This window comes from Rhodococcus sp. 11-3 (assembly GCF_023704055.1).
Taxonomy (GTDB): Bacteria; Actinomycetota; Actinomycetes; order Mycobacteriales; family Mycobacteriaceae; genus Rhodococcus; species Rhodococcus aetherivorans.
The window spans coordinates 5,510,882-5,534,930 of record NZ_CP080406.1; the positions used below are offsets into that span (position 1 = coordinate 5,510,882).

Genomic DNA, 24,049 nt, shown 5'->3' on the forward strand with positions numbered 1-24,049 from the left:
TCCGGCTGGAGCTGCATTGCGCCTGTCGCCGTGAGGCGACCGGACGTGCCGGTCCTTTTTCTTTCTTCCCGTCTCGGCGGGCGTGGCCCCGTCCCGGGGCCGGGCGAACCGCGGTCGCGGCGTCGAGCCTCCCGGTCGACGCCGATATAGTCGTCATCACTCGTCGCGTGGCTTATCGATTCGGGACAGGAAGCGGCAGTTGAAGCCTCTCGCACGCTATGCCTCACTGAACAACTACGTCGAGCTCGCCCACTCGCTGGGCTTGAATCCCGCCTCTCTCGCCAGGAGCGCGGGCCTGGACCCGGCCAGCCTGAGCCTGCAGGACCGCTGGGTGCCGGCGGCGGCGATCGCCGAGTTGCTCGAACGCTCCGCCGCCGAGTCCGGCCGGGACGACTTCGGCCTCGCCCTCGCCGAGCGCCGGCGATTCTCCAACCTCGGCCCGCTGAGCCTGGTCATCCGGGAGGAACCGGACGTCCGCAGCGCCCTGAAGGTCCTCATGCGCCACGAGCACATGTACAACGAAGCCCTGCGCATCCGCCTGAACGAGCACGGCGGTGTCGCAACCCTCCGGCTCACCCTCGACCTGGGGCAGCCGGGGACCTTCCGCCAGTCTGTCGAACTCGCCGTCGGAGTTCTGCACCGGTTGCTGCAAGGCTTTCTCGGGCCGGCCTGGCAGCCCGTCACCGTGTCGTTCGCCCATCCGGCTCCGCGCAGCATGCGCACTCACCTCCGACTCTTCGGACCCGTCGTCGAATTCGAGCAGGACTTCGACGGAATCACCCTCTATGCCAAAGATCTCGACGCCCCCAATACGATGTCCGATCCGCTGTTGCGGCCGTACACCCAACAACTCCTGGACTCGATGCACGCCACACGCGAGGCGACGACGCTCAATCGTGTCCGCGAACTGATCGAACTCCTGCTTCCCACCGGTCGTTGCTCGATCGAGCAGGTCGCTCGCAGCCTGGGGGTGGACCGCAGGACGGTGCACCGCAGACTCGCCGAGGAAGGCCACACCTTCTCGTCGCTCCTGGATTCGGTCCGCGCCGAACTGGCCGGGCACATGGTCGGCAACCGGCGCTACTCCCTGACCGAAGTCTCCGACCTGCTCGGATTCTCCTCGCCCAGCAGCTTCTCGCGCTGGTTCCGGAAGCGCTTCGGGTGCACCCCCAGCCGGTGGCGCGCCGGAGAATCGTCGTCGGATCAGCACCGGGTGCGTCATATCGAATCGATATGACGTGATGCGGAAACACGGTCTATCCGCCCGACCCGGGAGCCGTCAGGCTGGGCACCATGGCCGTATCCCCCACCACGCCCGCACCGCCGGTCTCGGTTCGCCTGCGCACGCCCGTCCCCGGACTCGTTCTCTGCGGCGCGGGTGCCGCGGCTGCGCTCGCTGCGTCGGCACTCGTCGACGGCCTCAGCCCCCTGCTGATCGCGATTCTCGCCGGTGCACTGCTGGCCAACACCACGAGGTTGCCGACCGTCACCGAACCGGGCATCACCATGGCTTCCCGGCGGTTGCTCCGCGTCGGAGTCGCGCTCCTGGGACTTCAGCTCCTGGTCACCGACGTCCTGGACCTCGGCTGGGGCGTGCTCGGCATCGTCGTCGCCGTCGTGTCCTGCGGCATCGCCGGAACCATGGCACTGGGCCGGATCCTCGGTCTCGGCTGGACGCAGCGACTGCTCATCGCGTGCGGATTCTCGATCTGTGGAGCGGCCGCCGTCGCAGCCGCGGACGGGGTCGTCGAGGCCCGGAAGCAGGAGGTGGTCACCGCCGTCGCACTGGTGGTCGTCTTCGGCACTGCGATGATCCCCGGCCTCCCGCTCGCGGCGTCCGTGCTCGGGCTCGACCACACTCGGGCAGGCGTGTGGGCCGGTGCCGCGATCCACGAGGTGGCGCAGGTCGTGGCCGCCGGCGGGGCCATCGACGCCCACGGTGCCGGCGCGGCCGGAGCGACCGCTCTCACGGTGGCGGTGACGGTGAAACTCGCCCGGGTCGCGCTGCTCGCGCCCGTGATCGCCTGGATCGGCGTGGCCTCGCGCCGCGTCACCGCCACGCAGGCCGACACGCGGCGCCCACCGCTGGTGCCGCTGTTCCTGCTCGGCTTCCTCGGCTGCGTGGCCCTGCGCGCCACCGGTCTGCTCCCTGATCAGGTCCTCGGGTCGGCTCGACTTGCGCAGACCGCGCTGCTCACCGCCGCCATGTTCGCGCTCGGGACCGGCGTACGCATCGACGTCCTCCGAGGCGTGGGCTGGCGGCCCTTCGCCCTCGCCGCCGCATCCACGGCATGGGTCTCGGCCCTCGCACTCACGGGAATCCTGCTGTTCGGATGAGCGAACCCGTCCGGTGACCGGCACCGAGCAGGGTCGCAGGAACGAGGGCAGGGGGCACCCCGCCGCTCCGCGAAATCGGCACAGCTCCTCGAAATCGGCACAGCGCCGACCGTCCTGCCGCGAAACGCGGCCAATCGGGCGGGGTGGGGAGGAGAATCCCACCCATGCACGCCATCGACGGAACACGCGAGCGCGACGTCCGGCGATTCCCCCTCGATTCATCCGCATCGTCCGCACCTCCGGTGCAGGACTCGAGAACTCGACGTCGGACCGGAAAGGCCCCGGGCCGGTCCCGGGTTTGACCGCATCGGATTCCTGGTGGCAGGAGATACAGCTGTGGGATCGAAATCCGCACCCTCGAAATCGAAGAAGAAGAAGAAGAAGAAGAAGGGCACGGCGCACAGGGACGCGAAGCACGGGCCGCAGCCTCGTGCCGATACCGGCGAATTGCACGCGCCGACCGTCGAGTTCACCCCACCGATGAAGAACAAGGAGTACCGGCGCCTGCTCAGACCGCTGCACGCCGAACTCGTCGCGGTGCAGGAATGGGTGAAAGCGTCGGGCGCGAAGATCTGCATCGTGTTCGAGGGGCGTGACACCGCCGGGAAGGGTGGGGTCATCAAGGCGATCACCGAGCGGGTGAGCCCGCGGGTGTTCCGCGTGGTCGCGTTGCCCGCACCGACCGAGCGGGAGAAGACGCAGATGTATGTGCAGCGGTATCTGCCGCATCTGCCCGCCGGTGGAGAGGTCGTGATCTTCGACCGCAGCTGGTACAACCGCGCCGGCGTCGAACGGGTGATGGGCTTTTGCACCGAGGAGGAGGCGGGCCACTTCCTCCAGCTCGTTCCGGCGGTCGAACGCGCAATCGTGGAGTCGGGTGTAATCCTGCTGAAGTACTGGCTCGAGGTGAGCGAGGAGCAACAGACCGCACGTTTGCAGAGCCGGATCGACGATCCGCGCAAGATCTGGAAGCTGTCGGACCTCGATCTGCAGTCGTACAGCCGGTGGTACGACTACTCACGGGCGCGGGACGAGATGTTCCGGTTCACCGACACCGGCTGGGCACCGTGGTACGTCGCCGACAACGACGACAAGAAGCGCGGACGGCTCAACATCATCAGCCATCTGCTGAGCAAGATCCCCTACGAGCCCCTGGAAGTTCACGACATCACCCTCCCGGCGCGGCAGAAGCCCGACGGTTACCGGGTGACGACACCACCGCTGCACTGGATCCCCACTCCCTACTGACATCCGCGCCGGGAAGGACCTGTCAGCCATGGCCTCGACAGAACGCACGCCGAAACGGTCGGACATCCCCGCTACGGGGCAAACGCACACGACGTGGCACGCCCAGAGGGCCGACGTCGTGGTGTCCGCACTGGCCACCGACACGCAGACCGGACTGACGAGCGACGAGGCGGGCGAGCGTCGACGACGCTACGGGTCCAACAGCATCGTCTCCGAACCCGCACCGTCGGCACGGGCGCTCGCGCTGCTCCAGCTGAAGGACCTGATGAACCTGATGCTGGTCGCGGTGGCGGTCGTCAGCGTCGTCATCGGGGAGATCCCCACGGCGATCGTCGTTGCCGTACTCGTCGGACTCAACGTGGTCCTGGGCACCCGGCAGGAGTTGAAGGCCCGCGCCAGCGTCGACGCACTGGCGAAGATGCAGACCCCGCAGGCGCGGGTGACCCGTGACGGGACACTGGTTCAGCTCGCCGCCACCGACCTGGTGCCGGGCGATGTCGTGCAGCTCGAGGCGGGCGACATCGTCCCCGCGGACGGCCGACTGCTCACCTCGGCCACCCTCGAGACGCAGGAGGCGGCACTGACGGGCGAAAGCGCCCCCGTCCCGAAGGATCCCCAGACCCTCGGCGCCGCCGACGTCCCCCTCGGCGATCGCAGCAACATGGTCTTCCAGAACACCTCGGTCACGCGCGGCACCGCCACCATGGTGGTCACCGAAACCGGCATGCACACCCAGATGGGCCGCATCGCCTCGATGCTCTCGGCCGTCACGCCGAGCAAGTCGCCGCTGCAACGCGAACTGAATTCGCTCACCAAGGTGCTCGGCATCATCGCGTGGACCGCGGTCGCCCTCATCGTCGTCCTCGGAGTGATCCGCGGACAGAGCGTGACCACGGTCTTGCTGCTGGGCATCTCCATGGGCGTCTCCGCGATCCCGACCGGCCTGCCGACGTTCGTCCAGGCCATGCTCGCCTACGGCGCCCGCCAGCTGGCCGAGGCGAAGGCCGTCGTGAAGAACCTCACCGACGTCGAGACCCTCGGCGCCACCAGCGCGATCAACTCCGACAAGACCGGCACGCTGACCATGAACCAGATGACCGTGCGATCACTGTACTTCCATTGCCGCTGGTACAGCGTCGACGGTGAGGGATACAGCAAGTCGGGGCGCGTCACCCACGTCGCGGGCGAGTCGGCCCCCGACTTCACCCTGCTCGCCTACGGGCTGTGCCTCGACAGCGACGCCACCGTCTCCGACTCCGGACAGGTGGTCGGCGATCCCACCGAGGCCGCCCTGGTGGTGCTCGCAGCGAAGGTCGGCGTCGACGCTCCCCAGACCCGGCGGACGTATCCCCGCGTCGCCGCCGTGCCGTTCGACTCCGCGTACAAGTTCATGGCGACGTTCCACCATCTACCGGTCGACGGCACCACCCGATTCGTGGAACTGGTCAAGGGCGGACCGGACGTCGTTCTCGCGCGGTGCACGAACGCCTTCCGTCCCGGCCGGCAGGCGGTACCGATCGGCGACGTCCGGCAGGAACTGATCGCGGCGAACCAGGCCATGTCCGAGAAGGGCCTGCGCGTCCTGGCGTTCGCAGCACGCGTGCTCGACGGGCAGGAGCAGGCTGTGCAAGCCGACCCCATGTCGTTCGTCGAGGACCTCACGTTCGTCGGTATGGTCGGCATCATCGACCCACTCCGGCCGGAGGCAATCGATGCCGTGCGCACCGCCCACGAGGCCGGCATCGAAGTCCGAATGATCACCGGAGACCACGCGATCACCGCATCCGCCATCGCCGCCGAACTCGGCCTCGGACCGGGCGCGATCGGTGGCACCGAACTGCAGGCCATGACCGACGAGGAACTGTCGGCTGCCCTGCCCGACCTGCACGTGTTCGGTCGCGTCACCCCGCAGGACAAACTCCGCCTCGCCGACGTCATGCAGAAGACCGGCGCGGTCGTGGCGATGACCGGCGACGCCGTCAACGACGCCGCCGCGCTGAAGAAGGCCGACATCGGTGTCGCCATGGGATCGGGCAGCGAAGTCACCAAACAGGCCGGCAAGATGGTCCTCACCGACGACAACTTCGGGACCCTGATCAGCGCGATCCGCCTTGGCCGCAACATCTACGACAAGATCGTCTCCTACATCCGCTACCAGATGTCGAAACTGTTCTCACTGGTTCTGCTGTTCCTCGTCGCGAGCATCTTCGACATCAACGACGGCGTCGCACTCACCCCGCTGATGGTGCTGTTCCAGCACTTCTTCATCACTCTGTTCCCGGTCGCCGTCATCATGCTCGACCCGCCGGCGCCCGACCTGATGAACAAAGCGCCCCGCGATCCGAAGCTGCCCATCGCCAACCGGAGGGCGTTCACGCAGTGGCTGGCCTACGGCATCCTGCAGTTCGCCGTTACCCTCGCCGCGATGCTCCTCGCCCCGGGCGAGATGAGCACCACCGAAGCGAACGTCCCCATGACGACAGCATTCGTGGTGCTGTCGTTCGGATCCGTTCTCGCCGGACTCGTCATGCGCCGCGATCCGGAATCCGGCCTGGAGGCCCCGATACTCGGGGCGCTGAAGATCCTGTCGATTCCCGTCGTGGTCACCGTATTCGCCGTCGAAATCGGCTTCCTCCAAGAACTTCTGATGACCACGTCGCTGACCGGAGGCCAGTGGCTCGCCTGCCTCGGCTGGGCACTGATCGTCCCGATCGTCGTCGAAGCGGAGAAGGCGCTGCGCCGCCGTCGATCGGGACCGCCGGCACTGCTTCCGCCCGAGGCCGCGGTCGGCCCGCAACGAGCCGGTACGCACTGACGTCGACTCCGGCGGGCACGAGCCGGTTCGGTAGTCGACACCGGTGGGGCTGTCGGCCTGCTGCGCCGTCCCCTGGAACCGGCCCGGGACGCGCTGATTCCTCACCGGATTCGCGGCCCACGTCGACCTGATCCGATCGATGAGGCCGGATGTGGTGAGCCGCCCGGACCGGGAGCCTTCCCCAGTGCACAGGGCATGTCCCCAAATGAACAGAATTACGTCCCTCAGGGATAAGCATTCGGGCATGCACTCCACTACTGTTAGGTCCATCACACAGAGCCGGTTGGGGAGAGGGAACGTCGGCCACGGCCGCGACATCGCCCACCTCCTCCCGCCGGAACACCGACCGCAGTCGAGCACGGCAACGTGCCCTCGACAGCCCGGATCCCGTACAGCGGGAAGCAATTACATCCCGAGAAACATCAAGACGCCGAGCCTGCCCGGTGGAACGGGCCGGCAGGCGCGACAAGGAGAAGACTGTGGCAAAAGCCGTCCGCTTCTACGAAACCGGTGGCCCCGAGGTCATGCGGTGGGAAGCCGTCGAGGTCGGAGACCCCGGCCCGGGCGAGGTCCGGATCCGGCATGAGGCCGTGGGTCTCAACTTCGCCGACACGTACTTCCGCACCGGCCTGTACCCCGCCCCCCTGCCGGCCGGCATGGGTGTCGAAGCCGCCGGCGTGGTCGAGGCCGTCGGACCGGACGTGGCGCACGTGCGGGAAGGCGATCGGGTGACCTACACCGGCAGCCCGCTCGGCGCCTACAGCACCGAGCGCGTGATGCCCGCCGAACACCTGATCCCCTTGCCCGATGCCATCGGGTTCGACACCGCCGCGGCGATGACCATGCGCGGCTTGACCACCGCCTATCTGCTGCGCCGCATCCACCCGCTGAAGGCCGGGGACACCGTGCTGCTGCACGCGGCGGCGGGAGGCGTGGGCCTGATCTTCACTCAGTGGGCGAAGTTGTTGGGAATCAACGTGATCGGGACGGTCTCGAGCGAGGAGAAGGCCGAGACAGCGCGCGCCCACGGGTGCGATCACGTCGTGATCTACACGCAGGAGGACGTCGCGAAGCGAGTGCGGGAACTGACGGACGGCGCCGGCGTTCCCGTGGTGTACGACAGCATCGGCAAGACGACGTACCCGACCTCCCTCGATTCGCTGGCGCGCCGCGGTCTGCTGGTCTGCTTCGGTACCGCCTCCGGGCCCATTCCCCCGATCGACGCAATGCAGCTCGCGGTCAAGGGATCGTTGTTCGTGACCCGTCCGGCGCTCGCGGACTACATCGCCGACCCGGCCGAGCGCGCCGAACTCGCCGGAGAGCTGTTCTCCCACGTCGCCACCGGGAAGATCGCGATCGAGATCAACCAGCGGTATGCACTCGAAGACGCGGTCCGCGCCCACCACGATCTCGAAGCCGGTCGCAGCATCGGCTCGTCGGTCTTCACCCTCTGACCCCGGCCGGGCGGGATGTTGCTCCGGACGCCACCGCCATCCCACCACCCACGAAGGATCTGTCATGACTACCACCACCCGGCTGTCGGAGACGACCACGGCCACCACGCGGGAGTTCCGCGTCGAACCGCTCACCTGCACCATCGGCGCCGAGCTGTTCGACGTCGACCTCGGGGAGGTTTCGCGTGACCATGCGCTGTTCGAGCAGCTGCACGCGCTCCTGCTCGAACACAAGGTGCTCTTCTTCCGCGACCAGGACATCACTCGCGCCGAGCATGTGGCGCTGGCCGAACGGTTCGGTCCGCTCGAGGATCACCCGATGGTCGGCAGCGACCCCGACAACCCTGGCCTGGTGCGGATCTACAAGGACGTCGACAGCCCGCCCGAGCACTACGAGAACGCCTACCACTGCGACGCCACATGGCGGCAGAACCCGCCCATGGGGTGCGTGCTGCGGTGCGTGGAGACGCCGCCGGTCGGTGGCGATACCGTCTGGGTGAACATGGCCGAGGCGTACCGGCGGCTGCCCGCGCCGGTGAAGGAACAGGTCGCCGGACTGCGGGCCCGGCACAGCATCGAGGCGAGCTTCGGTGCCGCCCTGCCGATGGAACAGCGCCATCAGCTGCATGCGCGGTACCCGGACGCGGAGCACCCGGTGGTGCGCACCCACCCCGAGACCGGCGAGAAGATCCTGTTCGTCAACGCCTTTGCCACGCACCTGGTCAACTACCACACCCCCGACAATGTCCGGTTCGGGATCGACTACGCCCCCGGCGCCGGCAATCTGCTGCAGTACCTGATCAGCCAGGCCGCGATCCCCGAGTACCAGGTGCGCTGGCGGTGGACGAAGAACAGCATCGCCATCTGGGACAACCGTTCCACCCAACACTATGCGGTGCAGGACTATTGGCCCGCCGTACGCAAGATGGAGCGCGCCGGGATCATCGGCGACCGCCCCTTCTGACTTCCTCTTCCTTCCTCATCGACTCTGAAACGGAGACCACAGATGCACTTCCTCGACGATTCCCTGTTCCCCGAGAACCAGGAGAAACTGGTCATCACCGCCGCGCCGTACGGCCCGGAATGGGAACTCGACGACTTCCGCGAGGACCTGCCGTTGACCATGGACGAGCACGTCCAGCAGGCGGTGGACTGCTACGACGCCGGCGCGACCGTCCTGCACATCCACGTGCGTGAACTCGACGGCAAGGGCTCCAAGCGGCTGTCGAAGTTCAACGAGCTGCTCGGCCGGTTGCGTGAGGCCGTGCCCGACATGATCCTGCAGGTCGGTGGGTCGATCTCGTTCGCCCCCGAGGGGGAGGGCGCCGACGCCAAGTGGCTCTCGGACGACGCCCGCCACATGCTGGCCGAGCTCGATCCAGCCCCGGATCAGGTCACCATCGCCATCAACACCAGCCAGATGAACATCGTGGAGTTGATGACCCCCGACGACATCCGCGGTACCTCCTTCGAGCGTCCCGAGGTGTGGGAGGCGTACCGTGAGATGGTCGTCCCGGCCGGCCCGGAATGGGTCGAAGAGCACCTGAAGCGCTTGCAGGCCAAGGGTATCCAGCCGCACTTCCAGCTCTCGAGTATCCCGCAGCTCGAAACCGTCGAACGGCTGATCCGCCGTGGCGTCTACACCGGCCCGCTGATGGTGACCTGGGTCGGTATCGGCGGTGGGTTCGACGGCCCCAACCCCTACAACATGATGGAGTTCATCCGCCGCACCCCCGACGGCGCGGTGCTGACCCTCGAGACCCTGATGCGGTCGGTACTGCCGATCAACACCATGGCAATCGCGATGGGCCTGCACTGCCGGGTCGGCAACGAGGACACCCTGTGGACGCCGACCAAGGAGAAGATGACCTCGGTCCAGCAGATCGAACAGCTCGTGCGCATCGCCGGTGAACTCGGCCGGCAGGTGGCCACCGGCAAGGAGGCCCGCGAGATCTACAAGCTCGACGAGCGCTACGCCGACGCCGACGAGACCCTCGCCAAGGTCGGCTTCGCACCCAACCGCAAGCCCGGCCAGCGCGGCTTCACCCAGCACGCCTGAGCCAGGCACACCGGACACCTCCCCGGAGGGGCACGCACACAGCACCGTGCGTGCCCCGGCCGTGGGTGCCACCTCTCCCGTGGCGGTGCCACGGGAGAGGCCCACGACGTCTCGTTCTGTCCTCCTCGCGGTCGTTCCTCCGCATTCACCGCCACCCTCGCCCACAGGAGTTCCCATGGGACTGCCCACCTCCCCCGTGGAGAATCCGACCGGCACACCGGCCGCCGGTCCCCGCCCCCACACGCGCTCACGGACGTACCCGTGGATCGTCTTCGCCCTGACCTTCGGGCTGCTGCTCTCGGACTACATGTCCCGACAGGTCCTCAGCGCCGTCTTCCCGTTCCTGAAAAGCGAATGGGCCCTGTCTGATTCACAGCTCGCTTCCCTCACCAGCATCGTCGCCCTCATGGTCGGCCTGCTCACCCTGCCGTTGTCGCTGCTCGCGGACCGGTGGGGCCGGGTCAAGAGCCTCGTGCTCATGGCCGTGTTGTGGAGCGCGGCCACCCTGCTCTGTGCGGTCGCCTCCAACTTCGAGCAGATGCTCGGTGCCAGATTCCTCGTCGGCGTCGGCGAAGCCGCCTACGGCAGCGTGGGCATCGCGGTGGTGCTGAGTGTATTCGCCCCGCGGGTGCACGCCTCACTCAGCGGCGCCTTCATGGCCGGCGGATCGTTCGGGTCGGTGATCGGCGTCGCCCTCGGCGGAGTGATCGCCGTGCACCTGAGCTGGCGATGGTCGTTCGCGGCCATGGCGGTCTTCGGCCTGATCCTGGTTGCGCTGTTCCGGACGCTCGTCACCGAACGCAGGCTCGCCGAGAACGCCGCCGACGAACACCCGAGGCAGACCGCAACCCCACCCGACGGCTTTCGCGCCCCGGTGTCGAGCCTGTTCACCAATCCGGCAGTGCTGTTCGCCTACATCGGTGGCGGACTGCAGATATTCACCGCCGCAGTGCTGCTGTCGTGGACTCCGAGCTACTTCAACCGGTACTACGGCCTCGCCCCGGACAAGGCCGGAGCCGCCGCCTCGATCGTCGTACTTCTCGTCGGCAGTGGCATGGTCGTCTGCGGCATCATCACCGACCGCCTCGGCCGCCACGACATCACCCGCAAGTGGACCGCTGCCGTCGTCTTCTGCATCATCGCGCTGGTGTGCCTGCTTACCGCCTTCCGGCTCGAGGCCGGCCCCGCCCAGCTTGTGCTCATCGGAATCGGTGCCTTCTTCTCCGCCGGCTCCTCGGGTCCAACCGCAGCGATGGTCGCGAACCTGACCCACACGTCGGTGCGCGCGTCCGCGATGGGCACGCTCACCGTCGCCAACAACCTGCTCGGTCTCGCCCTCGGCCCGTTCGTCGTCGGCATCCTCGCCGATCGGCTCGGCTTGCGAGAGGCGCTGCAGCTGTCGCCCCTGGTCTACCTCGCTGCCATCGCCGCGCTGCTGGCCGGCAAGCGCCTCCATCCTGCGGGACTGCGCAAACTCCTCGCACTGAGCACTCCCGTCGCCCGCTGAGGCAGACACTCCTGCTTCCCCGTCACTTCGAACAAGCTCCTGGAGCCGATCTTGAACAGCCCCACCTCTCCGACCGTGGTGATAGTGCCGGGTCTGCGAGACCACGTCGCGGACCACTGGCAGACCCTGCTCGCCGAACGCCTCGACGACGCGCGCACCGTGCCCCCGCTCGAGCACGACAAGCTCGACCGTGCCGCCCGCGTCGCCGCTCTCGACACCGTCCTGAACGACATCTCCGGCCCGGTCGTGCTCGTCGCCCACAGCGCCGGAGTCATGACCACAGTCCACTGGGCCCAGAACCCCACCCGGCCGATCCAGGGCGCCCTCCTGGCGACCCCGGCGGACCTGGAGTTGCCGCTGCCCGCCGGCTACCCCTCCGGCGAAGACCTCGACCGTGGCGGCTGGAACCCCATCCCTCGCCGGAGGCTGCCGTTCCCGAGTGTCGTCGCAGCAAGCCGCAACGATCCACTCGCCTGCTACCGCCGTGTGACCGGCATGGCCGAGCTGTGGGGCAGCCGGCTGGTCGACCTCGGCAACGTCGGGCACCTGAATCCCGCCGCCGGCTACGGATATTGGCCGCGCGCCGAGGAGCTGCTGCAGGAACTGATCGAGCACACCGCAGCATCCGCCGCAGCGCGGTGCTGATTCCGGGGCGGGCCACGACTCGAGGTCGCCGGCCCGCCCCTCACGCCAGCCACACGCCCCCTGCATCGCGCGTCCTGCGCCAGTACGGAGAAAGAAATTGAGCAAGATCTACACAACTGCGGCCGAGGCCGTCGCCGACATCCCGTCCGGTGCCTCGCTCGCGGTCGGAGGTTTCGGCCTGTCAGGCATCCCGGACGAGCTGATCGCGGCGCTCGCGGAGGGGAAGGGCACCGATTTCGAGGTGTTCTCCAACAACTGCGGCGTCGACGGGCACGGACTGGGAATCCTGCTCGGCGACAAGCGGATCCGCCGCGTCACCGCCTCCTATGTGGGGGAGAACAAGGAGTTCGCCCGTCAGTACCTCTCCGGTGAACTCGAGGTGGAGCTGACCCCGCAGGGCACCCTGGCGGAGAAGATGCGTGCCGGCGGCGCCGGCATCCCGGCGTTCTTCACTCCCGCCGGGGTCGGCACCCCCGTCTCGCAGGGCGGGCTGCCGTGGCGCTACCACGCGGACGGATCCGTCGCACTCGCGTCGCCGCCGAAGGAGATCCGCGAGTTCCGCGGCAGGCGGTACGTGCTCGAAGAATCGATCACCGCGGACTTCGCCCTGGTCCATGCGCTGCGCGGCGACACCGAGGGCAACCTGGTGTTCAACAAGGCCGCGATGAACTTCAACCCGCTGGCCGCGATGGCCGGGAAGATCTGCATCGCCCAGGTCGAACAGCTCGTCGAACCCGGCGAGATCGACCCGGACCAGGTGCACCTTCCGGGAATCTTCGTCGACCGCATCGTGCACACCGGAATGCAGGACAAGCAGATCGAGAAGCGCACCGTGCGCGCCGCCAAGGAGGCCCGAGCATGACCGCAGTGATCGACACCCTCGGCTGGTCACGTACCGAGATGGCGGCCCGCGCCGCGCAGGAACTCACGCCGGGGCAGTACGTCAATCTCGGCATCGGGCTGCCGACGCTGATTCCGAACTTCCTGCCCGAGGGCGTGCGGGTCACGCTGCATTCGGAGAACGGGATCCTGGGGACGGGCCCCTACCCGACCGAGGACGCCGTCGATCCGGACCTGATCAACGCCGGCAAGGAAACGATCACCGTCCACCCCGGTGCGGCGTTCTTCGACTCGGCCATCTCGTTCGGGATGATCCGCGGCGGGCACATCGACACCGCGGTGCTCGGTGGGATGCAGGTCTCCGCCACCGGGGATCTGGCGAACTGGATGGTGCCGGGCAAGATGGTCAAGGGCATGGGCGGGGCGATGGACCTCGTCCACGGCGCCCGCACGGTCATCGTGCTGATGGAGCACACCGACAAGACCGGCGCATCGAAGATTGTCGAGCGGTGCACCCTGCCGCTCACCGGGGAGGCCGTGGTGCAGCGGATCATCACCGACCTCGCCGTCCTCGACGTCACCGACACCGGACTGGTGCTGGTCGAGTGCGCACCCGGCGTCACCGCCGAGCAGGTCCGCGCCGCCACCGACGCACCCCTGGGCTGACTCCACCGTCTCCCTCGTCACAACGACAGGACACACTCTCGTGCTCAATCTCTCCGTACTACTGGAAGACTCCGTCCGTCGCTACCCCGATCGCGTCGCACTGGTCTTCGGCACGGAACGCCTCACCTACGCCCACCTCGACGCCCTGGCCAACCAGGTGGCGAACCTGCTCGCCGCCCGGGGCATCGGCCCCGGCGACAAGGTCGCGCTCTCGTGCCCGAACATCCCGCAGTTCCCCGCCGTCTACTACGGGATCCTCAAGGCCGGCGCGATCGTCGTGCCGTTGAACATCCTGCTCAAGCCGCGCGAGATCACCTACCATCTCGACGATTCCGGTGCCGCCCTCTACTTCTGCTTCGAGGGCACCGACGACCTGCCCATGGGCGAATACGGCCGTGCCGGATTCGACAACGCCGCCGGATGCCGCGAGATGATTCTCCTCACCGCGGACCCGGACACGTCGTCGCCGATCCCCGGCGTCGGCACCCTCGCCCGGGCCGTCGAGACCCGTCCGGACACATTCGACACCGTCGTTCGCGAGCCCGGCGATACCGCGGTGATCCTCTACACCAGCGGCACCACCGGCCGGCCGAAGGGCGCGGAACTGACGCACGCGAACATGCTGCTCAATGCCCTGACCGCCAACCGGTTGTTCGACAGCACCCCGCTGCGCCCGGACACCTACCTGCTCACCCTGCCACTGTTCCATTCCTTCGGCCAGACCGTGACGATGAATGCCGGCCTGTCGGTCGGCGCCACCCTCGTGCTCCTGCCGCGGTTCGACGCGAAGGCGGCGCTCGAGCTCATGGTCGGCGAGGACATCACCGTCTTCGCCGGGGTGCCGACCATGTACTGGGCTCTGCTCGGCGCGGTCGACGACACCGTCGACGTCGACCGCATCTCCCGCTCCCTGCGGCGCGCGATCTCCGGTGGCGCCGCGCTGCCCGTGGAGATCCACGCCCAGTTCGAACGCCGCTTCGGCGTGCGGATTCTCGAGGGCTACGGTCTGTCCGAAACCTCGCCGCTGGCGGTCTTCAGCGACCCCGAACGCGACCCCCGCCCCGGCTCGATCGGTGTTCCGGTCTGGGGCATCGAGGCCAAGCTCGTCGACGAGCATTGGAACCCCGTTCTCGGCGACGACCAGGTCGGGGAGCTCGCACTCCGCGGCCACAACGTGATGAAGGGCTACCTCGGCCGGCCCGACGCCACCGCCGAGGTGATGCGCGACGGCTGGTTCCGCACAGGCGATCTCGCACGGCGCGACGAGGACGGCTTCTACTACATCGTCGACCGGGCCAAGGATCTCATCGTCCGCGGCGGATTCAACGTCTACCCCCGAGAGATCGAGGAAGTACTGATGACGCACGCCGCGGTCTCGCTCGCAGCCGTCGTGGGCGTCCCGGACGAACGGCACGGCGAAGAAGTCAAGGCATTCGTCATCCTCGAACCGGGTGCACGGATCACCGAGACGGAGCTGATCGACTGGTGCAAGGACCAGATGGCCGGCTACAAGTACCCCCGGTCCGTCGAATTCACCACGGCCCTGCCCATGACCGCCACCGGAAAGATCCTCAAGCGCGAGCTGGTCTCGGCCGTCGTCGACCAGGTTCGCGGCCGATGACCGCCCACACGCCCCGTGCGGCTCCTTCCATCGTCGACCGCATGAAGGCGGAGGGCACCTGGAACCCGCTGTGGGACGGGATCGAGGAACTCGATCCCGAATGGACCGAGCATTACCTGACGGCGACGATGCAGCCGTACCAGAGCGGCGTGCTCTCACCGCAGGTCGTCCAGTTGCTGTGCATCGCCGTCGATGCCTCCTGCACCCACATGTACGCTCCCGGGCTGCGGCGACACATACGAGCCGCACTCGATCTGGGCGTCACCGCCCGCGAGATCGTCGAAGTCCTGAAGCTCGCGACCACCATCGGCATCCACTCGCTGAACATCGGCGTGCCCCTCCTCCTCGAGGAACTGTCCTCCCAGGGTCGGGTGCCCGAATCGGACCGTGCCGGGCACGCCTGACACAACGCCGCTCCCGCACTCCCCGGGCAGAACGCCCCACATCTCGAGGAACAATCATGACGCTTCGACTTCAGCACAAGCCGGCAGGTCTCGAGGTGGTCTTCGAGATCAACAGCGAGATCGACGGTGGGACACGACCGGTGTGTATCGCCGAGATGGTTGTGCTCTACACGTGACCGCCGGAAACGTGCTCGATCACCACACCCGGTTCGAGGAGCGGATCGTCCGCGTCGGCTGCCACCGGATCCGGGTCAGCGTGCGCCACGGGAGCGGAGTTCCCGTGGTGTTGTGCAACGGTCTCGGCGCCGGATTGGAAATCCTCGGTCCGATCGTGGAGTCCTGGAACGCGGGGGCGACGATCGTGCGCTTCGACGTTCCCGGCGCCGGTGGGTCGCCGTCGTCGCTGGTGCCGTACGGCTTCCCGTATCTGGCATGGGTCGTGGGCCGGGTCCTCGACGCCCTCGGTTTCCGGGTCGTCGACGTCGTCGGATACTCGTGGGGCGGCGCGCTGGCTCAGCAGTTCGCCCTGCAGAATCCGCGCCGCTGCCGGCGTCTCGTGCTCGTTGCCACCAGCACCGGGGCAGTGTCCGTCCCGGGCAGTCCGCGCACCTTGGCGAAGATGCTCACCCGCCGGCGATTCGACGACGCCGCCTGGGCCGCGGCGAACGTCGCGGAACTGTACGGCGGTACCGCCCGCCCGAACGCCGGCGCGGTCGCCGGCCTGCTCGGCAGGCAGCCCCGCACGACGTCGCGAACCGGGTATCTGCAGCAACTGCTCGCCGGGGCCCTGTGGACGAGCCTGCCGCTGCTGCCGCTGATCCGGCAACCGGTCCTCGTGGTCGCCGGCACCGACGACCCGATCGTTCCCGCCGTCAATGCCCGCATCATGCACCGGCTGCTTCCCCATGCCACCCTGCATATGCACTCCGGGGGGCACATCGACGTGCTCACCGGAGCCGGCGAGGTCGTGCCGGTCATCGATGCGTTTCTCGCGACCGGATGACGGCTTCTGCGCCGCGACGGTCCGACGAGGAGGCACGTGCCGCACTTCGCTCGTCGGACCGATCCGCGGTACGTCACGAGGTTTCCGGGCCGTCGCCCTCGGGCTGGTCGTCGCCGTGGCGCCGACGCCGTTGCTCGAAGGCGCTCACCGCAGCTTCGATCGTCGGATAGAACCGCGACGTATCGAATCGGTCACCCACACCGAAGCGCACGAGCCGATCCTTGACGGGGCCTTTCATCTCTGCGAAGACGAGCCTGACGTGCTGGCTCTCCAGATACCGGTCGAGGTCGACCACTTCGTCGACGGCTGTGGTATCCAATCCGATGATCGGTTCGGCGGCGACGACGACCCATTCGACGGGCGACGCCGAGGCGTTCACCAATGAACGGACGTAGCTGTCGAACATCTCCCCGTTGGCGAAGAACAACGGAGCATCGAATCGAACGAGGACCAGACCCGGGATGCGCCGGCCCTCGGGGTGCCGGGTGATGTCGTGGAACCCGTCCCGGTCCGGAAGGGCGACCAGCTCCGTCCGATAGGGCTGCCATACTCGCACAACCACTGCCACGAAGGACAATCCGATCGCCACCAGGATGCCCTGCAGGACCCCCACCAAGGCGACGCCGACGAACGCTGCAGCGGCCAGACCCGCTTCGACGCGGCTCATCCGCCACATCCGCACCACACCGGGTACGTCGACCAGCGCCCACGCCGCGACGATCACCACCGCCCCCAGAGTGGCCTGGGGGAGATACGCGGTCACTCCGGGTGCGAGCAGAACGAACAACAGCACCGCTATGGCTCCGACGACTCCGGCCAGCTGGGTGCGGGCTCCGCTCTCCTCTGCCACCGGGGTACGGGAACCGCTGGCCGAGATCGGGAACCCACCGAACACCCCGCTGGCCACGTTCGCGACTCCGATCGCCTTCATCTCCGTACTGCCGTCGACGTTCTCGCCCCGCCGGGCTGCGAAGGTGCGCGACAGCACGCCGGAGTCGGCGAAGGCGATCAACGCGATACCCGCCGCCGGCCCCACGAGCGCGGCCACCTCATCCCAGCTCACCCCGCCGAACGACGGGAGGGGCATACCGCGTGGCAGGGCGCCGACCATGTCGATGTCGTCGGTGAGGTCGATCGCGAAGGCGACGACCATGGCTCCCCCGACCGCGACCAGAACACCCGGAACCTTGGAATGCAGCACCTTGAGCCCGATGATCACCGCCAGCGACACACCGCCCACGAGCGCCGTCGTCGGGTCGACGTCCCCGTCCAGCACCGCCCCGACGATCCCGGCGAGCTCGTCGAGAAGGCCCGAGGCGTCGACCGAGAAGCCCAGCAGCTTCGGCAGCTGCCCGACGATCACGATGAGCGCGATCGCGTTGAGATAGCCCAGGCGCAACGGCTTGGACAACAACTCGGTGACGAACCCGAGCCGCAGCAACCCTCCGAGGATCATGATCACGCCGACCAGCACCGCCAGGACGCCCGCCAGGACCAGTGCGCTTTCCGGGTCCGCGGCCACGGTCAGCGGCAACACCGCCGCAGCGATCAGCGGCGCCAGCGACGAGTCCGGTCCCAGAACGAGAATCTTGGACGGTCCCACGACGGCGTACGCGAGCAACGGCACGATGGTCGCGTACAGGCCCGCGTACGCGGGCAGCCCGGCGGCTTCGGCGTAGCCCATGCCGGCAGGAATGAGCAGTGCAGTCAGAACGAGACCGGCCGTCACATCCGAGCGCAACCATTCGCGGCGGTAACGGCGTACCGTCACGACACCGGGCAGCCCAGCCAGGGCTCGGCTGAAGGACATTCAGAGAGTATGGCACCGCAGGCCCAGTCGGAAACGCCGATTGTGGGCAACACACGCAGCGGTTGCTGCATCGGCCAGAACACCCGCGCCCATCGGTGTTCTCTCGCGCGTGTTCTTACCCGCGCGGACCGCACTTTCGGGCGCGACGCGAGCAACCCACCTACGATCGATTCGAGCCGGGACGCCCGAGGGGGGAGCCATGTCCGAGATCGAGAGGCCCGAGCTGCGGGCCGCCGTCGACGAGATCCTCAACCGCCGGCCCGCCGTCGGCCTGGCGGTCGGCGTGGTCCGCGACGGAACGCTGGAGTTCTTCCACGGGCACGGCGTCGCGGACATCCCGTCGAACAGACCCGTCACCGAGGACACGATCTTCCGGATCGCATCGATCACCAAGACGTTCACGGCGATCGCGGTCATGCAGCTGTGGGAACGGGGACTCGTCGACCTCGATGCGCCCGCCGCCGACTATCTGCGCGCCTTCCGGCTGGTCCCCGCGCGGTCCGGCTGGCGGCCCGCGACGGTGCGCCACCTGCTGACCCACACCGCGGGACTCGGCGAGGTGGCGCCGGCGTCCGGCGCGCTCCGACCGAATTTCGGGGAGAACATCGAGCCCGGACGGCCACGATCCCTGGCCGAGCACTACCGAGGAAGACTGCGCATCGACGCGGAGCCCGGCACCAGGTTCCGGTACGGGAACCACTCGCACGCGACGCTCGGCCAGATGGTCGAGGACATGACCGGGCAGCCGCTGCACCGCTACCTGCGCGAGCACGTCTTCGAACCCCTCGGCATGACGAGCACCAGCCTCGTCCGGGCCGACCTGGACGCCGCACGGATCGCGACCGGCTACACCCTGCGCTCGAGCGGCCCCAGGGCGGTCCCCGAACGGGAACCGGTGACGGCGGGAGCCGGCGCGGCGTACTCGACACCCACGGACATGGCCCGCTACGTCGCGGCGCTGCTGGGCGGCGGCGCCAATGAGCACGGATCGGTGCTCGAACCCGCGACGCTCGCCACCATGTTCGCGCCCCAGTACCAGGCCGATCCGCGGCTGCCCGGCGTCGGCCTGACCTTCTTCCGCGGCGACGTGGGCGGCCACCACGTGGCCGAGCACCAGGGCATTCTGCCCGGCTTCAACTCGCAGATCACCGTCGCCCCGGGCGACGGCGTCGGGATCCTCGCCTTCACCAACGGAGCGCACCGGGCCGTGATGTGGCTGCCGGTGGAAACCGGGACGCTGCTCGGGTCCGTGCTCGGCGTTCCGGGCGAGAAGATCCGCACCGACGTTCCGCAGCGCCCCGAGGTCTGGTCCGAGATCTGCGGGTGGTACCACCTGCCCGGCCGGGTCACCGACGTCCGGGTCAGGGCCATGATCGGTGCCGGCGTCGAGGTCTTCGTCCGTCGCGGCGAACTCCTGCTCCGGTTCCTGACCCCGCTGCCTCCGCTGTACCGGGGCCTGCCGCTGCACCCCGACGACCCGGCCGATCCGTACGCGTTCCGGTTCGACCTCGGCGACGGGCTGGGCTCCAGCCGGGTCGTGTTCGGGCGCGAGCCCGGAACGGACGACATGTCCGTGCACTTCGAGCTGATGCCGCTGTCCGCCCGGAAGCGGACGCCGGCGACGAACCCGAGGTTGTGGACCGAGGGAGCGGGCGCCGTCGCCGCCGCGACGCTGCTCGTCCGCCGGGTTGCCCGGGGGCGGGGCCACTCCCCCGCACCCTGACCGGCACGGCGTCCGCCCGCACCGACCGGAGTGCCCGGCGGCGGGCAGGGGGGACGAACCGAAGCCCTGGGGTGGGTTACCGTCCGGAAGCCCCGGCGGGATGGTGGTAATGCCCCAGCCCCTTCCTCAGGAGTACACATGACCGTCCGACTTCGGGTGCGCGACATCGATGCTGTCCAACACCTCCGAGTGCCCTACATGATCGATGCCGGCACGAATGGTCTGCTGATGATCCATTCCGGATGGCTCATGTTCGATCTGTCGGCCGAGGACAGCGGCCAGCATGTCGACATCCTCTCGTTCGTCCCCTACGCCGACGACACCATCCAGACGTTCGCCCGCCAGGATGTGGCCGTGCCGATGGTGAGCGCCTCGATGACGAGCCTGCACGTTCGAGATACGGGCGCGATCCTCGCGGTCGACTCCGCCGTCGTCGGCCTGGAACAACGCCAGTTCACGGGCATCCAGGGCAGCCCGTTCGTACTGGTGATGCGCGCGAAAGCCTATGTGCGCGAAGGTGGTGTGGGACGGATGGCCTACCAGGTGACATGGCAGCTGCAACGCGACCGAACCGGGCGTGCCACCGGTCTCGGGCAGCCCATCGATCCGGGGAACACACGACCCTGACGGGTCGACGCGGTGATCCGACGGCCTCGCCCCGAGCGGCCACTTCGCCACTGCGGTATTGGCAGGGACGTGGGGGTTCGTGCCCGCATCTGCCTCACGCGAGACGCGTGCACACTCACGCAGCCATCGTCGGCGCGATCGCCTCCATCTGTTCGAGCACCAGCTTGATCGCGCCTGCCTGCCGGTCCGGCGGGTACTTGTACCGCGTGAGCAACCGCTTGATCTGCGAGCGCAACTTGGCCTTGACGTCCGCCCGCACGCGCCAGTCGGTCCTGACGTCGCGACGCATGACAGCGACGAGTTCCCGGGCGATCTGGGCGAGCACGTCGTCGCCCTGCTCGGTGACGGCGGATTCGTTCTGGGCCACGGCGTCGTAGAAGGCGAGTTCGTGCCAGTCCAGCGGCGGATCGAAGCGGCGGCCGCGGTCGCCCTCGGCCTGCACCTCCTGCGCGACCTCGACCAGCGCGGCGATCACCTCCGCGGAGGTGAGCTGCGAGTTGGTGTACTTGTTCATCAGTTCCTGCAGACGTTGTGAGAACGCTCGCTGACGTACCAGATTGTGCCGTGCAACCTTTCGCGCTTCCTCGTTGATGAGCTTGCGGAGCGCCTCGATCGCGAGGTTCGGGTTCTTCGCATGTTCGGCCCGTGCCAGGAATTCCGCATTGAGTTCGGTGAGCGACGGTCGCGGAATGCCGGCGGCGTCGTAGATGTCGAGTACCTCGCCGGATTCGACCGAGGCGGCCATGAGCTGACGCAAGGCACGCCGCACGTCCTCCGGAACAGCGAGCCCCCGCGCCTGCCGATCCTCGGCGTCGAACTTCGCCATGTAGACGCGGACTTCCTCGAAGAACTTCGCGTCGGCGGCCAGCCCTCCCAGATCGGGATGAGTGCCGCAGATCGCCCAGGCGCGGGACAGTTGGGAGGAGAATTTCCGGAAGCGGGCCGCCAGGGTCTCGTCCCCTTCCGGCACCCGGTTCTCCGGAAGCTTCGGGTCGCGCAGGTAGTTCACGGTGGCGAGCACGGCTTCGATATAGCCACGCGGTCCGGTGGCGGACCGGAGGCGCGACCGCCAGTCGAAACCGTGCAGCATGTTCACGAGCACCGTGAGCAGGTTCTTGACGGCGTCGACGGACTCCTCGATCGGCCGGCCCAGCGGTTTGGTCTCCTGATCCGTCGCCGTGTACTCGGCCAGCGCCTCAGCGAGGTTGTCGGCGACGGGCGCGTAGGCCACGAGCAGCCCGTCGCGTTTGCCGCGGAAGGTGCGGTTGACCCGGGCGAGGGCCTGCATGAGCAGCGCACCCTTCAACGGCCGGTCGAGATAGAGAGTGTGCAGCGGCGGCGCATCGAAGCCGGTGAGGAGCATGTCCTTGACGATGACGATTTCGAGCTCGTCGTCGATGTCCTTGAGCCGCTTCTTGATCGCGGCGTTCGCCGAGTCGCGGCGCACATGCCTGTCGATCGGCGGCTGATCGGCCGCGGTTCCCGAGTAGACGACTTTGATTCGCCCGCTGGAGATCTCGCCCGAGTGCCAATCCGGGCGCAGTGCGACGATCTCGTCGTAGAGATTGGCGCAGATCTCGCGGGTCGCGCACACGATCAGGGCCTTGCCGGGCGCGGTGGGGTTGTCGTCGGACCCGACGAATTTGGCCATCTGCTCGCGGCGACTCTCCCAGTGTTCGACGAGGTCGGCGGCGAGCTTGTGCAGCCGGGCCGGCGCGCCGTAGACGGCGTTGACGACCGCGACGGACTTCTCGATGCGGTCGCGGTCGGTGTCGTCGAGTCCGACGGTGAGTTCGTCGGCGGACGCGTCGATCTGCTCCTCGGTCACGTCGCCGGCGAACGCAACCTTGACCAGCCGGCTTTCGAAGTGGACCGGGACGGTGGCGCCGTCCTCGACCGCACGGGTGAGGTCGTAGACGTCGATGTAGTCGCCGAACACCGCCCGGGTGTCCCGGTCCTCGAACGAGACGGGCGTGCCGGTGAAGGCGATGAGGGTCGCGTGCGGCAGCGCGTCGCGCAGGTGACGCGCGTAGCCGTCGAGGTTGTCGTAGTGGCTGCGGTGCGCCTCGTCGACGATGACGATGATGTTGCGCCGGGCCGAGAGGAGGGGGTGGCTGTGGCCGGATTCGCGTTCGTCACGGCTGCGCCCGAATTTCTGCAGGGTCGTGAAGTAGATCCCGCCGGTTGTCCGGCCGGACAGTTCCTGTCGGAGTTCGTCACGGCGCCGGATCTGCCGCGGCTTCTCGGGCAGCAGCTGGGAGCGCAGAAACGTCTCGTAGAGCTGGCCGTCGAGTTCGTTGCGGTCGGTGATGACGACGACGGTCGGGTTGGCGAGCCGGGGGTGGCGGATCACCTGGTTCGCGTACAGCTCCATTTCCATCGACTTGCCGGAGCCCTGGGTATGCCAGACGACGCCCGCTTTGCCCTCGGAGTCGACGGCGTGCACGGTCGACGCGACGGCTTTGGTGACGGCGAAGTACTGGTGCGGTTTGGCGATGCGCTTGATCAGCCCGCCCTCGCTCTGATCGAACGCCGTGAAGTCGCGTACGAGCTGCAGGAACCGTTCGAGGTTGAACAGCCCGTACAGGGCGACGTCGAGGGCGGTGTGGTCGCCGGTGGGTTCGATCGGGCGGCCGTCGTCGTCGACGTTCCAGGGGGAGAAGTGTTCGTACGGGGTGAAGGGCGTCCCGTACTTGGCGGTGATGCCGTCGGAGACGAGCGCGACGACGGCGAAGCGGAACGGGAGCGGGAACTCCCGTAGGTAGGTGTGCAGCTGGGCGTGGGCACCGTTGAGCCCGGCATGCTCGCTGCCGGCGTTCTTCAGTTCGATCACCGCGACAGGCATCCCGTTGAGGTACAGAACCACGTCGAAGCGGCGCTCGTGGTCGCCGCGGATAACGGTCACCTGACGCGCGGCGAGCCAGTCGTTGTCGTCCGGGTCCACGGAAATCAGGCGGATCGTGGGTGTGACCTCCACGCCGCTGTCGTCGACATAGTTGATCTTGCGCAAGCCTTCGGTGAGGTATGCGTGCACGGCGCGATTCTCGGAGATCGCGTCGGTGGATCCGGCGGTGGTGACCACGTCCACGGCCTGCTCGACGTCGCGTTCTGGGACGAGATCAACCCCGGCAACACCGTCACGATGCCGGTCGTGTTCGACATGCCGGTCGATGCGGTTCCCGCCTCGATCGAACTGCACGACTCCATGTTCTCCGGCGGAGTCACCGTCTCCCTGCGGTGACGTCCCCGGGGCCGGTGCGCCCGCGAGGGGTCGGGCGCACCGGAATTTC

At 68.0% G+C, this 24,049-nt stretch carries 18 protein-coding genes and 1 pseudogene; 17 read left to right on the forward strand and 2 right to left on the reverse strand.

What is annotated here, in order from left to right; translation table 11 throughout:
- Positions 1–199 precede the first annotated feature (199 nt).
- From KZJ41_RS25420 to KZJ41_RS25490, 14 genes are all read left to right on the forward strand, one after another.
- Entirely contained in the window at positions 200–1,237 is a 1,038-nt protein-coding gene (locus KZJ41_RS25420) for an AraC family transcriptional regulator (RefSeq protein WP_102800138.1), read from the forward strand.
- A gap of 56 nt (positions 1,238–1,293) precedes the next feature.
- The gene (locus KZJ41_RS25425; RefSeq protein WP_029546435.1) at positions 1,294–2,337 is read left to right on the forward strand and encodes a YeiH family protein; all 1,044 of its coding nucleotides are present in this window, start codon (positions 1,294–1,296) and stop codon (positions 2,335–2,337) included.
- Between the two features lie 336 nt (positions 2,338–2,673).
- A complete protein-coding gene (gene ppk2 / locus KZJ41_RS25430) occupies positions 2,674–3,585 on the forward strand; it encodes a polyphosphate kinase 2 (protein WP_102800139.1) in 912 nt (303 codons plus the stop codon).
- A gap of 28 nt (positions 3,586–3,613) precedes the next feature.
- A complete protein-coding gene (locus KZJ41_RS25435; RefSeq protein WP_065921982.1) occupies positions 3,614–6,400 on the forward strand; it encodes a cation-transporting P-type ATPase in 2,787 nt (928 codons plus the stop codon).
- A gap of 479 nt (positions 6,401–6,879) precedes the next feature.
- Complete coding sequence (locus tag KZJ41_RS25440; RefSeq protein ID WP_065923373.1) at positions 6,880–7,854, forward strand: quinone oxidoreductase; 975 nt, start codon at positions 6,880–6,882, stop codon at positions 7,852–7,854.
- A gap of 64 nt (positions 7,855–7,918) precedes the next feature.
- Positions 7,919–8,818 (forward strand): TauD/TfdA family dioxygenase, encoded by a 900-nt coding sequence (locus KZJ41_RS25445; RefSeq protein WP_065921981.1) that lies wholly within the window; start codon positions 7,919–7,921, stop codon positions 8,816–8,818.
- A 42-nt stretch (positions 8,819–8,860) separates the two neighbouring features.
- Entirely contained in the window at positions 8,861–9,913 is a 1,053-nt protein-coding gene (locus KZJ41_RS25450) for a 3-keto-5-aminohexanoate cleavage protein (protein ID WP_006939913.1), read from the forward strand.
- A gap of 175 nt (positions 9,914–10,088) precedes the next feature.
- The gene (locus tag KZJ41_RS25455) at positions 10,089–11,420 is read left to right on the forward strand and encodes an MFS transporter (RefSeq protein WP_006939914.1); all 1,332 of its coding nucleotides are present in this window, start codon (positions 10,089–10,091) and stop codon (positions 11,418–11,420) included.
- 51 nt (positions 11,421–11,471) lie between these two features.
- Positions 11,472–12,065 (forward strand): alpha/beta hydrolase, encoded by a 594-nt coding sequence (locus KZJ41_RS25460; RefSeq protein ID WP_029546440.1) that lies wholly within the window; start codon positions 11,472–11,474, stop codon positions 12,063–12,065.
- A gap of 97 nt (positions 12,066–12,162) precedes the next feature.
- On the forward strand, positions 12,163–12,927 hold the full coding sequence (locus KZJ41_RS25465) for a CoA transferase subunit A (RefSeq protein WP_006939916.1): 765 nt from the start codon (positions 12,163–12,165) through the stop codon (positions 12,925–12,927).
- The gene (locus KZJ41_RS25470; RefSeq protein WP_065921980.1) at positions 12,924–13,571 is read left to right on the forward strand and encodes a CoA transferase subunit B; all 648 of its coding nucleotides are present in this window, start codon (positions 12,924–12,926) and stop codon (positions 13,569–13,571) included. Before KZJ41_RS25465 ends, KZJ41_RS25470 begins: the two co-directional genes overlap by 4 nt.
- 40 nt (positions 13,572–13,611) lie before the next feature.
- Positions 13,612–15,192, forward strand: a complete 1,581-nt coding sequence (locus KZJ41_RS25475; RefSeq protein ID WP_065921979.1) for a long-chain fatty acid--CoA ligase — start codon at positions 13,612–13,614, stop codon at positions 15,190–15,192.
- Positions 15,193–15,233: 41 nt separating this feature from the next.
- Entirely contained in the window at positions 15,234–15,596 is a 363-nt protein-coding gene (locus KZJ41_RS25480) for a carboxymuconolactone decarboxylase family protein (protein WP_180987039.1), read from the forward strand.
- Positions 15,597–15,768: 172 nt separating this feature from the next.
- On the forward strand, positions 15,769–16,599 hold the full coding sequence (locus tag KZJ41_RS25490) for an alpha/beta fold hydrolase (RefSeq protein WP_065921977.1): 831 nt from the start codon (positions 15,769–15,771) through the stop codon (positions 16,597–16,599).
- A 73-nt stretch (positions 16,600–16,672) separates the two neighbouring features.
- On the opposite strand, the gene KZJ41_RS25495 is transcribed toward KZJ41_RS25490, so the two are convergent.
- On the reverse strand, positions 16,673–18,409 hold the full coding sequence (locus KZJ41_RS25495) for a SulP family inorganic anion transporter (RefSeq protein WP_065921976.1): 1,737 nt from the start codon (positions 18,407–18,409) through the stop codon (positions 16,673–16,675).
- A gap of 199 nt (positions 18,410–18,608) precedes the next feature.
- Here KZJ41_RS25495 and KZJ41_RS25500 point away from each other — a divergent pair, with 199 nt between their 5' ends.
- Positions 18,609–20,132 (forward strand): serine hydrolase, encoded by a 1,524-nt coding sequence (locus KZJ41_RS25500; protein WP_065921975.1) that lies wholly within the window; start codon positions 18,609–18,611, stop codon positions 20,130–20,132.
- Between the two features lie 138 nt (positions 20,133–20,270).
- Complete coding sequence (locus KZJ41_RS25505) at positions 20,271–20,759, forward strand: hypothetical protein (protein ID WP_006939926.1); 489 nt, start codon at positions 20,271–20,273, stop codon at positions 20,757–20,759.
- A 115-nt stretch (positions 20,760–20,874) separates the two neighbouring features.
- Here the strand turns inward: KZJ41_RS25505 and KZJ41_RS25510 are convergent.
- Positions 20,875–23,874, reverse strand: a pseudogene (locus KZJ41_RS25510) (type I restriction endonuclease subunit R); the annotation flags it as partial.
- Positions 23,875–23,901: 27 nt separating this feature from the next.
- Between KZJ41_RS25510 and KZJ41_RS28635 the strand changes: the two are divergent.
- Positions 23,902–24,000, forward strand: coding sequence for a hypothetical protein (locus KZJ41_RS28635; RefSeq protein WP_341353356.1), 99 nt, complete (start codon positions 23,902–23,904; stop codon positions 23,998–24,000).
- Positions 24,001–24,049 lie beyond the last annotated feature (49 nt).